At 73.7% G+C, this 14,688-nt stretch carries 13 protein-coding genes, 1 tRNA gene and 1 pseudogene; 3 read left to right on the forward strand and 12 right to left on the reverse strand.

All coding sequences use genetic code 11. The features are described from left to right. Positions 1-817 precede the first annotated feature (817 nt). Positions 818-1,054 (forward strand): annotated as a pseudogene (locus tag HCJ92_RS15350) (site-specific integrase); the annotation flags it as partial. A 166-nt stretch (positions 1,055-1,220) separates the two neighbouring features. On the opposite strand, the gene HCJ92_RS15355 reads toward HCJ92_RS15350, so the two are convergent. Next, positions 1,221-1,302: transfer RNA gene (locus HCJ92_RS15355), tRNA-Tyr, on the reverse strand. Positions 1,303-1,471: 169 nt separating this feature from the next. Between HCJ92_RS15355 and HCJ92_RS15360 the strand changes: the two genes are divergently transcribed. After that, complete coding sequence (locus HCJ92_RS15360; RefSeq protein ID WP_167934160.1) at positions 1,472-1,960, forward strand: YajQ family cyclic di-GMP-binding protein; 489 nt, start codon at positions 1,472-1,474, stop codon at positions 1,958-1,960. Positions 1,961-2,065: 105 nt separating this feature from the next. Here the strand turns inward: HCJ92_RS15360 and HCJ92_RS15365 are convergent, their stop codons facing one another. After that, complete coding sequence (locus HCJ92_RS15365) at positions 2,066-3,190, reverse strand: hypothetical protein (RefSeq protein ID WP_167934161.1); 1,125 nt, start codon at positions 3,188-3,190, stop codon at positions 2,066-2,068. 137 nt (positions 3,191-3,327) lie between these two features. Here HCJ92_RS15365 and HCJ92_RS15370 point away from each other — a divergent pair, with 137 nt between their 5' ends. Then, the gene (locus HCJ92_RS15370; protein ID WP_167934162.1) at positions 3,328-4,083 is read left to right on the forward strand and encodes a MerR family transcriptional regulator; all 756 of its coding nucleotides are present in this window, start codon (positions 3,328-3,330) and stop codon (positions 4,081-4,083) included. A 157-nt stretch (positions 4,084-4,240) separates the two neighbouring features. Here HCJ92_RS15370 and HCJ92_RS15375 read toward each other — a convergent pair whose 3' ends face one another. The 10 genes from HCJ92_RS15375 to HCJ92_RS15420 form a co-directional block, all read right to left on the reverse strand. Beyond that, positions 4,241-4,636, reverse strand: coding sequence for a YccF domain-containing protein (locus tag HCJ92_RS15375; protein ID WP_167934169.1), 396 nt, complete (start codon positions 4,634-4,636; stop codon positions 4,241-4,243). A 193-nt stretch (positions 4,637-4,829) separates the two neighbouring features. After that, positions 4,830-5,684, reverse strand: coding sequence for a zinc metalloprotease HtpX (gene htpX, locus HCJ92_RS15380; RefSeq protein WP_167934163.1), 855 nt, complete (start codon positions 5,682-5,684; stop codon positions 4,830-4,832). A 748-nt stretch (positions 5,685-6,432) separates the two neighbouring features. After that, positions 6,433-8,205, reverse strand: a complete 1,773-nt coding sequence (locus HCJ92_RS15385; RefSeq protein ID WP_167934164.1) for an NADH-quinone oxidoreductase subunit N — start codon at positions 8,203-8,205, stop codon at positions 6,433-6,435. After that, positions 8,202-9,974: an NADH-quinone oxidoreductase subunit M gene (locus HCJ92_RS15390; protein WP_167934165.1), complete on the reverse strand. Its 1,773-nt coding sequence runs from the start codon at positions 9,972-9,974 to the stop codon at positions 8,202-8,204. The genes HCJ92_RS15385 and HCJ92_RS15390 overlap by 4 nt, the downstream gene beginning before the upstream one ends. 7 nt (positions 9,975-9,981) lie before the next feature. Further along, entirely contained in the window at positions 9,982-11,901 is a 1,920-nt protein-coding gene (locus HCJ92_RS15395; protein WP_167934166.1) for an NADH-quinone oxidoreductase subunit L, read from the reverse strand. Next, on the reverse strand, positions 11,898-12,302 hold the full coding sequence (gene nuoK, locus HCJ92_RS15400) for an NADH-quinone oxidoreductase subunit NuoK (protein ID WP_167934167.1): 405 nt from the start codon (positions 12,300-12,302) through the stop codon (positions 11,898-11,900). The genes HCJ92_RS15395 and nuoK overlap by 4 nt, the downstream gene beginning before the upstream one ends. Continuing rightward, entirely contained in the window at positions 12,302-12,886 is a 585-nt protein-coding gene (locus tag HCJ92_RS15405) for an NADH-quinone oxidoreductase subunit J (protein WP_167934168.1), read from the reverse strand. The genes nuoK and HCJ92_RS15405 overlap by 1 nt, the downstream gene beginning before the upstream one ends. Continuing rightward, on the reverse strand, positions 12,883-13,413 hold the full coding sequence (locus HCJ92_RS15410; RefSeq protein ID WP_167934170.1) for a 4Fe-4S binding protein: 531 nt from the start codon (positions 13,411-13,413) through the stop codon (positions 12,883-12,885). The genes HCJ92_RS15405 and HCJ92_RS15410 overlap by 4 nt, the downstream gene beginning before the upstream one ends. 47 nt (positions 13,414-13,460) lie before the next feature. Further along, positions 13,461-14,420, reverse strand: a complete 960-nt coding sequence (locus tag HCJ92_RS15415) for a complex I subunit 1/NuoH family protein (RefSeq protein ID WP_209311161.1) — start codon at positions 14,418-14,420, stop codon at positions 13,461-13,463. Next, on the reverse strand, positions 14,420-14,688 hold a 269-nt coding region (locus tag HCJ92_RS15420; protein ID WP_209311162.1), incomplete at its 5' end, for a hypothetical protein. The genes HCJ92_RS15420 and HCJ92_RS15415, both read right to left, overlap by 1 nt.

The following is a 14,688-nucleotide window of genomic DNA, read 5'->3' on the forward strand; positions in this document are numbered from 1 at the left end:
CGGCTGGTGCGGCCTCCGGTCGGCGCCGGGGCGGGGTGCGGGTCCCGGTGCACCGAAGGGCGGCGGGCCGTACCGGCGTGATGGGCCGTCACCCCGGCAGGGCCCGGGCGCCCGGGGCGTGCGCCGGGCAGGCCGGTCCGGCGTGTCAACCGATGTGTCGTCAAGCCGTCTCACCCCTGAGCGATGTACGGGATGTGCCCCGCGATCGCGCCGGGCTGTCGCACCACGCGGGACTCCGCGGGGCCGACGACACAACGGCGTCCGGCTCCTGAAGTCCCCCGCGGACCGGACGTCACGTTAGGCCCGCCTGCGACGGACCGGGGGCCGCGCGCCAGAAGATCACCTGTTCAGGTGACGGACCGAGGGTTCCCAGCCATTGCTTCCGGCCATTCCGCTGCCCGCCGGGTTACCGGGAGGACGGCTTGCCGTTGCAGGCAGGCCGCCGTGCGCGGGGCGCGGCGGCATCAGCGAGAGCCGGGCCCACCGCGCCGGCCAGGGCGCCGGCGTGCACGAAATCGGCAGGTCAGAGCCGAGGCGCGCATCGGTGGGCCACCCCGCCGGGTCGCCGGGCACACGTCACAACGGGCGGCTGGTAGTCGGCCACCCGTTCGGCGGCGAGCGCACAGCACGCCGAACGAGACCCCGGGAGGCGGCACGAGCAGATCCCGCCAACCAGCGCAGGCGGTCTGGACCGGAGCACGGTGACTGTGGTCGCGTGCCGTGCACCTCGTACCGTCGTCCCGACCGCGCATGCCGCCCGGCGCCCGACCGCCGTCGATCCGGACGGACGGAGTGACACGCCGCGACGTCGCCCCGGGAGGTGCTGACCGAAGCGAAGAGGGCCTCGCTGCTCGCTCGCCGACCGTACGACCCGCGGCATGCCGGGGTGTCCTTCTGGCTCAGCTCCGGCGTGGACGCCGGGGAGTGCGCACGCCGCGCCGGGCACAGCATCGCCGTTCTCCACCGGGTCTACGCCAAGGTGCTCGACCAGACGCAGGAACGGGCGAACAGCAGGATCGACGCAGCCCTCCGGGAGTGGAACGAGCCGGAGTGACCAGCTCTCCCCCGGGGGACACCGGGGGGGGACGCGCACTGATCAACGGCGGGATAGGGGCGGCATGAGGTGAGACACGGCCGCGCCTCGCCGGAAGCGGCGCACCCAAGAGAAAACCCCCTCCGACCTGCGCTTTCGCGAGGTCGGAGGGGGTTTCTTCCCGCTGTGGCGGCGCCAGGATTCGAACCTGGGAAGGCTGAGCCGGCAGATTTACAGTCTGCTCCCTTTGGCCGCTCGGGCACACCGCCTGGGATTGCTGCCGTGACACCTGCGCGTCGCTCGGCAACGGGGTAAACCCTACCCGATGGGCGGGGGTGGTCCGCCACCCGGTTGTCGCCCCGGGCGGTACCGCGGCGGGTGACTAGGCTTGCCCAGCGGTACACCGTTATGCCCGAGCTACGCACGAGGAGCCCGACCATGGCCGACTCCAGTTTCGACATCGTCTCGAAGGTCGACCGGCAGGAGGTCGACAACGCACTCAACCAGGCGTCCAAGGAGATCTCGCAGCGCTACGACTTCAAGGGTGTCGGCGCCTCGATCGAGTGGTCCGGTGAGCGGATCGAGATCCGGGCCAACGCCGAGGAGCGCGTCAACGCCGTGCTCGACATCTTCCAGACCAAGCTGATCAAGCGAGGCATCTCGCTGAAGGCCCTCGACTCCGGCGAGCCGCAGGCGTCCGGCAAGGACTTCAAGCTGTTCTCCACCATCAAGGAGGGCATCTCGACCGACGACGCCAAGAAGGTCGCCAAGCTGATCCGCGACGAGGGCCCCAAGGGCGTCAAGGCCCAGGTGCAGGGCGACGAGCTCCGCGTCAGCTCCAAGAGCCGCGACGCCCTCCAGGAGGTCCAGCAGCTCGTCAAGGGCGCGGACTTCGACTTCGCGCTGCAGTTCGTCAACTACCGCTGATCTTTCACCCTCAGCAGCCCGTCACGGAACGGCCGGGACGCCGCGCCGCGGCGCTCCCGGCCCTTCGCCGCACCCGGTCAGCAGGTGTCACCGCAGGGGGTGCCATCAGCCCCTCGCCCGCCCCGGCGCGGACGGAGCGCCACCCGCGGCCGAGCCGGCGCCGGGCTCCTCCGATCGCGCGCCCGCCATCGGCCCACCGTCGGCCGCCGCCGGCCCGGCGCCCGCCGCTCCCCCGCGTCGCAGCGCCCTGGCGACCAACCCTGCGGCCACCAGGACGAGAAGCGCCACTCCCGCCCAGCCCGCGGGGTCCGGCGCGAGCAGCGGACGGCCGCGCAACGCCTGCCAGGTGACGAGGACGAGCGCACCACCGCAGGCCACCGCCCCGGCGCGCACCAGTCCGTGACGCACGCCGGGCCCGGCCAGCCGGCGCCACCGCGGCGCGCCGCGGTCGACCGCCCACAGCAGCAGCGGCAGCAGTTGCAACGCGTGCATGCCGAGGAAGTGGGGCACCCTCAGGTCCCCGCCCTCGACGGACCAGCCGACGACCGGCAGGCCGTCCCCGCCGTCGGCTACGCCCACGGCGTGGGCCCCCAGGACACCGGCGGCGGGGTCACGCTGGTCGCCGGTGGTCATCAGGAACGCCACGGCCATGGCAGCGACGGCGATCGTCATACCGGCGCGCAGCGCCAGCCCCAGGGTCCGGTCCGGCAGGCGGTGGCGCAGCACGAGGAGCGTGATCCCCAGGGACGAGAGCCAGATGACGGCCGCCGCCCCGGCCATCGCGGCGAAGACGTGGCTGTCGAAGGCGGTGGAACCGTTGAAGTGGCTGCGGCTCCCGCGGGCCGCCTGCATGGTGATGAGGCCGACCTCGATGATCGACGCGACGGCGAGCACCGTGCCGGTGCGCTGCCCTGCGGGCCGTCCGCGCGGGCCGGCCGGCAGCAGCGAGAGCAGCCAGACGGCCGTGGCCCCGTAGACGCCGAAGGAGACGGCGAACTTCAGCGGCTTGAGCCAGGCCGGCTCTCCGTTCACCGTTCTCCCGTCCACCAGCGTTCCGACGAGCGCGACGACCGCGAGCAGCACCATGAGGCCGACCAGCGCCAGCAGCGGTCGGTGCAGAACGACCCCGTCGGCGGCGCTCGGCCGGACTCCTCGCCGGCCGCACCTCGCCGCGTCACGGGCGCCGCCTTCACCCCCGTTACGGTCGCCGAGCCTGTGCGTGGCTGCCATGCCCACCCCTCCCCCAAACGGATAGCGGCACTCACCACTATCTAGATAGTCGCACTATCTAAGCTGGGGGTGGCATTCGCAAGCCCTTTTCAACAGACAGTCCGGCGCGACGTCACGGACGACACCTCAGGAGCACCATGCGCATCGGCGAGCTCAGTCGACGAACCGGCGTGCCGGTGGCGACGATCAAGTACTACCTGCGCGAGGGCCTGCTACCGCCCGGCGAGTCGACCGGTCGTAACCAGGCCGTCTACGACGACGGACACGCCCGGAGGCTGCGGCTGGCACGGGCACTCATCACCGTGGGAGGTCTCTCCGTCGTGGCGGCGCGCGAAGTGCTGGAGGCGTTGGCGGTGCCCGATCGGTCGACGTACGGCGCTCTCGCGGTCGCCCACAAGTCGGTCACCCGGCACGACCCCGACCCCGCGGTCCCCGAGGAGGCCCGGCAGCGGGCGGCGGAACGGGTGCGGCGGCTGATCGCGGACCGGGGGTGGGAGTTGCCGCACGACCATCCGGCGGCGCGGACGCTGACCGACACGCTCGCGACCATGGAGCACCTCGGAAACGGCTCCTTCGCCGCGCGACTCGACCGGTTCGCGGCGGCGAGCGAGCAGATCGCCGCCGCCGATGTCGACTGCGTCGACGAGATCCGCGACAGTCCGGAGGAGATGGCGGAGACCATGATCGTGGGCACCGTGCTCGGTGACACCGCGCTGTCGGCGCTACGGCGGCTGGCGCAGCAGGACGCGGCGCGTCGCCGGTTCGCCCCCGCCTCACGGCCCGGCCCGGCGGCCGGCCCGGACCTGCCGCAGAAGCCGGAAGGGCCGGACCGGACCGCGGTGGCCCGGCCGGAGGCGGTCCGGCCGGACGTGGACCCGACCGACAACGGGTAGCCCCGACCGTTCGGCGGCTCCCGGCGACCGCTCCGGCCACGGGGCATCCCCGCCCTCCCGGCCGCGGGGACGCCCCGTGGCGCGGGGCGCTGCACGGGGCGTCCGCAGGGAACGGCGGAAGCGGCGGTGGCTCAGCGGAGCCGGGGCGCAGCCGAGGTCACCAGTGGTAGCCGGGGTTGGCGTCGGTGGGGACGATCTCGCGGCCGAGCGGCATCAGCGAGACCGGGATCATCTTGAAGTGGGCGATGCCGAAGGGGATCCCGATGATCGTGAGGCAGAAGGCGATGCCGGCCGTGATGTGACCGATGGTGATCCAGATGCCCGCGACGATCAGCCAGATCACGTTGCCGATCCCGGAGAAGATGCCCGCGTCGGGGCGGTCGGTGACGCGGTAGCCGAAGGGCCAGAGCGAGTACCGCGCGATGCGGAAGCAGGCGAGGCCCCAGGGGATCGTGACGATCGGGATGAAGCAGATGAGGCCGGCGACGGCGTAGCCGAGGGCCATCCAGATACCGGAGAAGACCAGCCAGATGACGTTGAGGACGGTCCTGATCACGTAGTTCTTCTCCTAGTGCGCACGCGGTGGCGGTGCCGGGCGACGACGCCCGGTCGTGGGTCGGGACGTCTGGGAGCGCCGCACGGTTGCTGTGCTGTTGTCCGGTGGGCGCGGGGCCAAACGCCGGGGCGCCGTGGTGGCGGAAGCTTCGGCCGAAAGGCCGGTTCGGCTCCCCTTGCGGGACGGCCCCTCAGCGGCTCTCGCCGGCGATGCGGCGCAGACGCTCGATGCGTTCCACCATCGGCGGATGCGTGGCGAAGAGCCTGGTCAGGCCCTCACCGCGCCGGAAGGGGTGGGCGATCATCATATGGCTGGCCGCCTCGATGCGGGGCTCCGGCGGCAGCGGAAGCGCCTGTGTGCCGCGCTCCAGTTTGGCGAGGGCGTCGGCCAGGGCGAGCGGGTCGCCGGTGAGCCGGGCGCCGGCCGCGTCGGCCTCGTACTCGCGGGAGCGTCTCACGGCGAGGCGGATGAGGGAGGCGGCGATCGGGCCGAGCAGCGCGACCAGCACGATGCCGACGATGCCCGGCCCCCGGCCGGGGCGCCCCGGCAGCAGCCAGGCGAACTGCACCAGGAGCATGACGGCGGAGGCCATGGCACCGGCGACCGAGGCGATGAGGATGTCGCGGTTGTAGACGTGGCTCAGTTCGTGGCCGAGGACACCGCGCAGCTCCCGTTCGTCCAGCAGGGCGAGGATGCCCTCGGTGCAGCAGACGGCGGCGTTGCGCGGGTTGCGGCCGGTGGCGAAGGCGTTGGGCGCCTCGGTCGGCGAGATGTAGAGCCTCGGCATCGGCTGCCGTGCCACCCCAGCGAGTTCGCGGACCATCCGGTAGAGCTGGGGTGCCTCGAACTCGCTGACGGGCCGGGCCCGCATCGAGCGCAGCGCCAGCTTGTCGCTGTTCCAGTAGGCGTAGCCGTTGACGGTGACGGCGACGAGGAGCGCGACCACGACTCCGGTGCTGCCGAAGACGCTGCCGACGAGGAGTATGAGGGCCGACATGCCGCCGAGGAGCACGGCGGTCTTCAACCCGTTGGTGGAGCGGTGCACAGGGTGCCTTCCGGGGTGAGCCGTGCGGTCCGCCGGGAGCGGGGCGGACCGGGACAGAGCGGCGGCTCGTCTGGGGCGGTCGGGGACGGTCTGGCGCATGGGGTCTGCGGGGTCTGCGGGCGGGGCTCCGCGGAGTGCGGGGGGGCCGGGGGCGGTAGGTGTCCCCGACGCGGTCGGTACGTCGGACGTGGCGGGCTCGGCTGGTACGGACGGCTGGTCTCGGCGGGGCACCGCTGTCACCAGGCCGCGGGCCGACGGCCGTCCGGGGCGGGCCGCCCGGGGGCGGCAGCGGCGGGTTTCCGCCGCTATCGGCGGGACCTCCCGGTAACAGTGGACACTCCCGGTGTATGAACGCCACGGCACACGACACGGTTCCCTGCTGCGGACGTCAGCCCCGCCCGGCGCCGGGGCCGGGACGCGGCGCAGCGGGACACCGCGGAAACGCCGTGCGTAGGAGGCGGCGCGGCGGGGCGGGCGGCGAGGCGAGGCGGGCGGCGCGCAGCCCGGTACGGGCGGCACGCCCCGGGTCTGCCGCGCCCGGGCTCTCCGGCCGGAGGACAGGCGGCGTCCCCGACGGCCGCAGCTCGACAACCGCGGCTCCACGCCCGCTGCGGGCGGCCGGTCGGTGTCGCGCCTCCCGTGGTCGGCCTGGTCTCGCGGTCGGCCGTGCCCCGACCGCTGCGCGGGTGGGCGCGGCGGCGTTGCGCGGTAACGGCCCGCTCCGGGCAGGGGCCGCGCGGCCGTGCTGTCAGAACAGGGTGCCAGGAGAGGTCAACGCGAGCATGAGCTGCGGGGCGACCGAGAGGGCGAGCGCCAACAGCGCGGTGACGGCGATCGCCACCGCGACGGGGACAGCGGGGCGTGGCGCGCGGGGGGCCGTGTCGGCGTCGTGCGCGCCGGTCACCGCAGCCGCGCGCCCCTCCGAGGCTGGCTGCGCGCCACGGGGCGTGGAGGCCGACCGCACCGCGCCGGTCGGCCCCGCCGCACCCACCGGCCCCGCCGGTACGGGCGCGAACTCCGGCTCGGGCACGGACTCCGGCTCGGGCACGGACTCCGCCGTAGGGACGCCGACCGTGGGCGCCGGGGCGCCGTGCGGCTCCGGGCGTGCCGGGGTGTCCGGGGCCGACGCGGCGGCCGGGCGGAAGAGCAGGGCGGCCCACCGCAGGTAGTAGACGAGGGCGATCACCACGTTGACCGCGGCGACGACGGCGAGGACCGCCAGTTCCGCCTGGACCGCGGAGCGGATGACGGCGATCTTGGCGAAGAGCCCGGCGACGCCCGGTGGCAGCCCGGCCAGGCACAGCAGGAAGAAGCCGAGGGCGAGCGCCGTCAGGGGGTTCCGGTCGTGAAGCCCGCGGTGGTCGGTGAGCCGGTGGCGGCCGGCGCGGCCGGCGACGTGGACGGCGACGGCGAACGTCCCCAGGTTCACGGCCGCGTACATGACCGCGTAGGCGACGGCCGCGCCGACCGCCGCGGACCTCCCGTCCGCGTCCTGGGCGTAGCCGGCGGCGGCGAGCGGGACCAGCAGGTAGCCGGCCTGGGCGACCGAGGACCAGGCGAGCAGCCGCACCGTGCTCCGCTCGCGGTCGGGGTCGGTGCGGAGCGCCGCGACGTTGCCCGCGGTCATGGTGAGCGCGGCCAGCACGACGAGGACGGGCCCCCAGGTGCCGCCGAGGTCGGGGAAGGCGACGGAGGTGACCAGGATCAGCCCGGCGAGCCCGGCGGTCTTGCTGACCACCGACAGGTAGGCGGCGACGGGCAGCGGGGCGCCGAGGTAGGTGTCGGGGACCCAGAAGTGGAAGGGCACCGCCGCCGTCTTGAAAGCGAACCCGACGAGGGTGAGGACGACGCCGGCGCGGACGAGCGCGTCGAGTGCGGGGGCGGCCGTGGCCAGTCCGTCTGCGATGCCGCCGAGGAAGAGGCTGCCGGAGCCGGCGTAGACGAAGCTGATGCCCAGGAGGGTGACGGCGGTGGCGACGACGGAGGTGAGGAAGAACTTCAGCGCCGCTTCCGGCCCGAGCCGGTCGCCGCGCCGCAGGGCGACGAGGGCGTAGGCAGGGAGGGTGGTGACCTCCATGGCGAGGATCAGGGTCGCGAGGTCGCGGGCGGCGGGCAGCAGGGCGGCGCCGGAGGCGGAGGCCAGCAGCAGGAACCAGAACTCGCCGCGCGGCAGCGCGCCGGTGGCGTCGTCGCCCCGCTGACGGGTCAGCTCGGGCAGGGTGAGGAGTGCGGCGATCAACGCACCTCCGAGCACGATCAGTTGGATGACGACGGCGAACGTGTCGGCGCTGTAGGAGCAGACGTCGGGCCGGTCGGCCAGGCAGAAGGTGGTGCGGTCGCCGCGCTGGAGCGGCAGCAGAGTGAGGAGCGCGAGGGCGAGCCCCGCCACGGCGACGGTACCGAGGTGCCGCTTGCGGGCCTCGGGGAGGAACAGGTCGGTGAGGAGCACCGCGACGGCGGTGACGGCGACCACGGTGGGAGGGGCCAGCGCGACCCAGTCGATGGTCTGGACGAGGCTCATCGGCCGACTCCTTCCAGCAGCAGCTGCACGGCGGGGTCGGTGAGCCGCAGCAGCAGCGCGGGCCACAGGCCGATCAGCAGGGTGAGTGCGGCGAGCGGCAGGAAGAGGGCCGCCTCGTCCCCGCGGAGGTCGGGCAGTTCCGGCTGTCGGTCCGCGCCACTCGGGCGCTCGGCGGTCGCGGTGGTGGCGGCGGTCGCGGTGGCGGCGGTACCGGTCGCGGTCGCCGTCCCGGTGGGCGCCGAACCGGCGTCCACGGCGTCCCCGTCGGCGGTGTCCCCGTCCGCGGCGTCGGCGGGGGGTGCCGGGGAGGCGCCGGGTGGTCCCGTGCCGTCGGGGCTCGGGGCCGGGGCGGGCTGCGAGCCGGCGCAGACGCGGCGAACGACCTGGAGGAGGTAGGCGGCCGTCAGGAGCGTGCCGAGGCCGGCGACGGCGAGGCAGACGACGAAGACCGGACGAGCGAGCCCCTCCGCCGGGTTGAACGCCCCGAGCATGGCCAGGAGTTCGCCCCAGAAGCCGGCGAGTCCCGGCAGGCCGAGCGAGGCGACGGCGGTGAAGGCGAGCAGAGCCCCGAGCCGTGGTGTCCGACCGTAGAGCCGCGCTCCCCCGCCGTGCGCGGCGAGTCGGTCGAGGTCGGTGGTGCCGGTGCGTTCCCGGACGGCACCGACCACCAGGAAGAGCAGCGCGGTGATGACGCCGTGGGCGATGTTGGCGAAGAGCGCCCCGTTGACGCCGGTCGGGGTGAGCGTGGCGATGCCGAGCAGGACGAACCCCATGTGGCCCACCGACGAGTAGGCGATGAGGCGCTTGAGGTCGCCCCCGGCGCCCGCCCGCACCAGCGCGAGGCAGGCCAGCGAGCCGTAGATGATGCCGGTGACCGCGAACGCGGCGAGGTAGGGCGCGAAGAAGCGGATGCCTTCGGGGGCCACGGGCAGCACGATGCGGACGAGGCCGTAGGTGCCGAGCTTCAGCAGCACACCCGCGAGCAGCACCGAGCCGACGGTCGGGGCAGCGGTGTGGGCGTCGGGGAGCCAGCTGTGCAGCGGCCACATCGGGGTCTTCACCGCCAGGCCGACGCCGATGGCGAGCACGGCCAGGATCTGCGTGGTGCGGCTGAGCCCGTCGCCGTGCGCCTCGGCGAGAACCACCATGTCGAAGGTGCCCGCCTGGAGTCCGACCAACAGGAAGCCGAGCAGCATCACCACCGACCCGAGCAGGGTGTACAGCACGAACTTCCAGGCCGCAGCGGCGCGTTCGGCGCCGCCCCACCGACTGATCACGAAGTACATCGGGATCAGCACGGTCTCGAAGGCGAGGAAGAACAGGATGAGGTCGAGCGCGGCGAACGTGGTCAGGGTGCCCGTCTCCAGGACGAGCAGCAGGGCGACCAGACCGCGCGGGCCCGCCCCGCCCTCACCCGCGGGCGGACGGCGCAGCACGTGCACGGCGCACAGCAGGCAGAGCAGTGCGGTGAGGACCAGCAGCGGCAGCGAGATGCCGTCCACGCCGAGGTGGAGGCGGATGCCGAGGGCCGGGACCCACGCCACGTCGGTCACCGCCTGCGGTTCCCCTGCCGTGTCGCGGTCGAACGCGGCGGTGAGCAGCAGCGTCCCGGCCAGTGCGGCGCCGGTCACCGCGACGCCGATCCGTCCGGCGGCGCGGGCGGCGGCACCGCCGGACGGCAGGAGGAGCAGCGCCACCGCGCCGAGCAGGGGCAGGGCAACGGTGGCGGCCAGCAGCGGCGCTGTCACGGAGTCGTTGAGCGTGAGCACGGGACGGTCAGCCTCCGGTGCTTGCGAGGGCGGTGGTCACGAGCAGCACGATGACGGCGGCGACCAGCACGGTCAGGTAGGTCTGGGCGTTGCCGTTCTGGGCCCGCCGCACGAGGCGGCCCAGGAGCCCGGGAAGGGCCGCCGCTCCGCGCACGTAGGTGTCGACAACGGCGCTGTCGACGAAGCGGGTGAGCCGGGCGGCGCCCTCGGTGGGGCGGGCGGCGAGGGCGGTGGTGGCCGTGTCGAGGTGGAACCCGGCGGCGGCACCGCGGTGGAACCGCGTGCCGAGCAGCGTCGGTCCGGGGTCCGGTGGTTCGTCCATCTCGTAGCGGCGGCGCCAGGCGGCCCAGGTCGCGGCGGCGCCGACGAGGGCGGCGCCGGTGGCGACGGCCGAGGTGCCGAGGGTGGGGGCGAGCGAGGTGCCGTCGAGCCAGGACGGGAGCCAGCGGTAGCCGAGGCCCATCAGCAGCGCGGGGACGGCCAGCAGCCAGAGGACGAGGGTGGTGGCACCGCTGCCGCGTGGGGGCTGCGGGAGTGGCTCGGGGCGTGCGGAGACCGGGTCGTGGAAGGCCATGAGCCACAGCCGGGTGGCGTAGGCGGCGGTGAGCAGCGCCGTGAGCAGGGTGGCGACGAGCACGAGCCACGCGCCTGCGGCGGGGACGCCTGCGGGGGCCCCGGCGGGGTCGAGGGCGGCGGTCTCCGCGGCGTGGAGGATCGCTTCCTTGGAGAAGAACCCGGAGAACGGGGGGATCGCGGCGAGCGCGAGCAGGCCGATGGTCATGGCCCAGAAGGCGTCGGGGGCGCGGCGCTTTATGTCGCGGGTGCGGGCCATGATGCCGAGGGAGCCGGTGCCCGCGGTGTGGATCAGGACGCCGGCGGCGAGGAAGAGCAGCGCCTTGAAGGCACCGTGCGTCAGCAGGTGGAAGACGGCCGCGTCGCGGCTGCCGACGGCCAGTGCCCCTGTCATCAGGCCGAGTTGGCCGATGGTCGAGTAGGCGAGGACGCGTTTGAGGTCGTCCTGGGCGAGCGCGGCGATCGCCGCCCCGACCGCGGTGAGGGCGGAGACGACGGCGAGCACGGACAGCGCGGCGGTGGAGGCGGTGAAGACCGGGAGCAGTCGCGCCACGACGTAGACGCCCGCGGCGACCATCGTCGCCGCGTGGATGAGGGCGGAGACCGGCGTGGGGCCGGCCATGGCGCCCGGCAGCCAGGTGTGCAGCGGGAACTGCGCGGACTTGCCCGCAACGCCGGCGAGGAGCAACAGCGCCACCAGGGTGGGGCGTTCGAGCTCGAAGTCGGCGAGTGAGGAGTTGAGGCCGTTGACGATGTGGCTGATGCGGAAGGTGCCGGCCTCGGAGGCCAGGACCAGGATGCCGATGAGGAACGGCACGTCGCCGAGTTTGGTGACCAGGAACGCCTTGAGCGCCGCGGTGCGTGCCGCCGGGCGCTCCCAGTAGTGGCCGACGAGGAAGTAGGAGCAGATGCCCATGACTTCCCAGCCGACCAGCAGCACGACCAGGTCGTCGGTGTAGACGACGAGCAGCATGGCCGCGGTGAAGAGCGAGACCAGCGCCGCGTACGAGGGGTAGCGGGGGTCGTCGCGGAGGTAGCCGGTGGAGTAGAGCTGGACGGCCGTGGCGACGACCGCGACCAGCGCGGCGACCAGCACCGCGAACCCGTCGAGGTGCAGCGCCAGTTCGACGGGAAGAGACGGGTCGCCGGTCGGTGTGAGGACGGTGGCCGCGGTGATCGGGGCGCCGCCGCCCTGGCGGACGGCGACCAGGACGGTGAGGGCGGCGGCGGCCACCGTCGGCAGCACGGCGAGCGGGCGCACGAAGCCCGGCGCCTTCCGGCCGGTCAGGAGTATCAGTGCGGCGGCGGCGAACGGCAGCAGCAGGGCCAGGACGGCCGCGGTGGTGGTGGTCACGGGGTGGCCTCCTGTCCGCGCGCGGCGGCGTCCGCTGTGGCCGCGGGGCGGGCGTCCGGATCGTGGACCTCGTCTGGTGGCGCGACGGCCCCGGGGCCGTCGCGCAGCGCGCGGAGCCGGTCGAGGGCGACGGTGCCGCGTCGGCGGTACACCAGCAGCACGATGGCGAGGCCGATGCCGATCTCGGCGGCGGCGAGCGCGATCAGGAACAGGGTGAAGACCTGGCCGGAGTGGAGCTCGTCGGCAAGCCACACGTCGAAGGCGACGAGGTTGAGGCTGACGGCGGCGAGCATCAGCTCCACCGACATCAGCACCAGTACGGTGTTGCGCCGGGCGAGGACGCCGTAGAGGCCGACGCAGAACAGCAGCACCGCGAGGGTGGCCGGGTGGACGAGGTGCATCAGCCCCGGCCCTCCTCGGAGTCGTCGCGGCGGGCGCGCGAGATGACGATGGCCCCGACGAGCGCGGCGAGCAGCAGCACCGACAGGGCCTCGAACGGCAGCACCCAGGCGCGGAAGAGGCTCTCGCCGAGGGCGTCGGACCGGCCGTGCGGGGTGTCCAGGTCGATCCAGGTGGTGCGGAAGGCGTCCACGACGAGGGTCACGAGGGTGGCGGCGGCGGCCAGGGACACCACCAGCGCGACCGGTCTGTTGGCCGAGTCGGCGTCCGGGGAGGGCCCGATGGGCGCGCGGGTGAGCATCAGCCCGAACAGCAGCAGGACGACGACGGAGCCGAGGTAGATCAGGACCTGCACCCAGGCGATGAACTCGGCTGTCAGGAGCAGGTACTCGACGGCGAGGCCGCCGAGGGCGACGACGAGGTACAGCGCCGCGTGCACCAGGTGGCGGCTGGTCACGCAGAGGATCGCGGCACCGAGGACGACGACCGCGACCAGCAGGAAGACGATCTCGACGCCGGAGGGCGAGAGGACGCCACGTCCGCTCTCCTCGGCCGCGAGCAGCGCCGGCAGGGCACCCGCGCTCACCGCGGCTCCCCCGCGTCGTCGGCGGCGCCGTCGCCCGGCGGGGCGACGGGCGGGGCGGACTCCTGAGCGGCGGTGCGTTCGGCCGCGCGGCGGGCGGCCGTCAGCTCCTTCGCCTCCACCGAGGCGGCGTCCAGCGGCGGCGGTTCGGGGACGGTCCACATCCACTCGCGCAACTTCTCGCGCTCGTGCGTCAGTTCACGGATGTCGGTCTCGGCGTACTCGAACTCCGGCGACCAGAACAGCGCGTCGAAGGGGCAGACCTCCACGCAGATGCCGCAGTACATGCAGAGCGAGAAGTCGATGGCGAACCGGTCGAGCACGTTGCGGCTGCGTTCCCGTCCGCCCGGCGCCGCGGGCGGCACGGTCTCCTTGTGGGAGTCGATGTAGATGCACCAGTCGGGGCACTCGCGGGCGCAGAGCATGCAGACCGTGCAGTTCTCCTCGAACAGCCCGATCACCCCGCGCGTGCGGGGTGGCAGCGAGGGGAGGTTCTCGGGGTACTGCTGGGTCACCGCCCGCCGGGTCATCGCGCGGAACGTCACGGCCAGCCCTTTGGCCAGCCCGGAGCCGAAGCTCAAGAGATCACCACCTTGACGACACCGGTGAGCGCGATCTGCGCCAGGGCCAGGGGAACGAGGACCGTCCAGGCGAACTTCTGGATCTGGTCGGCGCGCAGCCGGGGCCAGGCCACCCGGGCCCAGATCACGAGGAAGCAGAGCGCGGCGGTCTTCAGCAGCATCCACAGCCAGCCCAGCTGGTCGGGGAGGGGGCCGTGCCAGCCGCCGAAGAAGAGGACGGCGGTCAGCGCGGAGATCACGACGATCCCGGCGTACTCCGCCAGCAGGAACAGCGCGAACCGCAGCCCGGAGTACTCGGTGAACGCGCCGAACACGATCTCCTCGGGGGCGATCGGCGCGTCGAAGGGCGGGCGGTGCAGTTCGGCGATGCCCGCGGTGAAGAAGACGAAGGCACCCACCAGTTGCCAGGGCACCCACCACCACTGGAACCCGTCGAGGATGCCGGTGAGGCTGAGCGTCCCGGCGGCCATCACCACGGAGGCCGCGGCGAGGATCAGCGGCAGTTCGTAGGCCATGAGCTGGGCGGCCGTGCGCATCCCGCCGAGCATGGAGTACTTGTTGTTGCTGGCCCAACCGCCCATCAGCTGGCCCAGGATGCCGATGCCGAGCACGGCGAGGACGAAGAAGACGCCCGCGTCGACGACCTGTCCGACCAGGCCGCCGGGACCGAGCGGGATCGCGACCAGCACCACGCAGTAGGGCACCAACGCCACGGCGGGGGCGAGTTGGAAGATCCGCCGGTCGGCGCCGGTGGGAACCGTGTCCTCCTTCTGCGCGAACTTGACACCGTCGGCGACGAGTTGTGCCCAGCCGTGGAAGCCGCCCGCGTGCATGGGGCCGACCCGGCCCTGCATGTGCGCCATGACCTTGTGCTCGGCCTGGCCGACGAGGAGCGGCAGGACGAGGAAGGCCGCCAGGACGGCGACGACGCGCAGGGTCACGTCGAGGAGGTCCATCAGCCCTCCCCCTCGCGCCGGTCGCCGGCGTCGTCGGCGTCGGCGTCGGCGTCGGCGGCGTCGGCGTCGGCGTCGGCGGTGCCGCCCTGTACGCCGTCGGCCGGGGCCTCGCCTGTCGGGTGGCCGTCGGCCGACCGACCGTCGGCCCGCTCGTCGTCGGTGGGGTCGGCGGTCGCCCGCCGGTCCGCTCCTCCACGTCTCCACGTACCGATCAGGCGCGATGGCCAACCGCTCCTGCGCCAACGCGCCGATCTGGACATCAAGGTCA

The organism is Streptomyces spiramenti (assembly GCF_012034385.1).
Taxonomy (GTDB): domain Bacteria; phylum Actinomycetota; class Actinomycetes; order Streptomycetales; family Streptomycetaceae; genus Streptomyces; species Streptomyces spiramenti.

Bases quoted from the DNA above. Each gene is read 5' to 3' on its own strand.
- HCJ92_RS15360 (WP_167934160.1), top strand. From the start codon at position 1,472: ATGGCCGACTCCAGTTTCGACATCGTCTCGAAGGTCGACCGGCAGGAG.
- HCJ92_RS15365 (WP_167934161.1), bottom strand. From the start codon at position 3,190: ATGGCAGCCACGCACAGGCTCGGCGACCGTAACGGGGGTGAAGGCGGC.
- HCJ92_RS15370 (WP_167934162.1), top strand. From the start codon at position 3,328: ATGCGCATCGGCGAGCTCAGTCGACGAACCGGCGTGCCGGTGGCGACG.
- HCJ92_RS15385 (WP_167934164.1), bottom strand. From the start codon at position 8,205: ATGAGCCTCGTCCAGACCATCGACTGGGTCGCGCTGGCCCCTCCCACC.
- nuoK (WP_167934167.1), bottom strand. From the start codon at position 12,302: ATGCACCTCGTCCACCCGGCCACCCTCGCGGTGCTGCTGTTCTGCGTC.
- HCJ92_RS15410 (WP_167934170.1), bottom strand. From the start codon at position 13,413: ATGACCCGGCGGGCGGTGACCCAGCAGTACCCCGAGAACCTCCCCTCG.
- HCJ92_RS15415 (WP_209311161.1), bottom strand. From the start codon at position 14,420: ATGGACCTCCTCGACGTGACCCTGCGCGTCGTCGCCGTCCTGGCGGCC.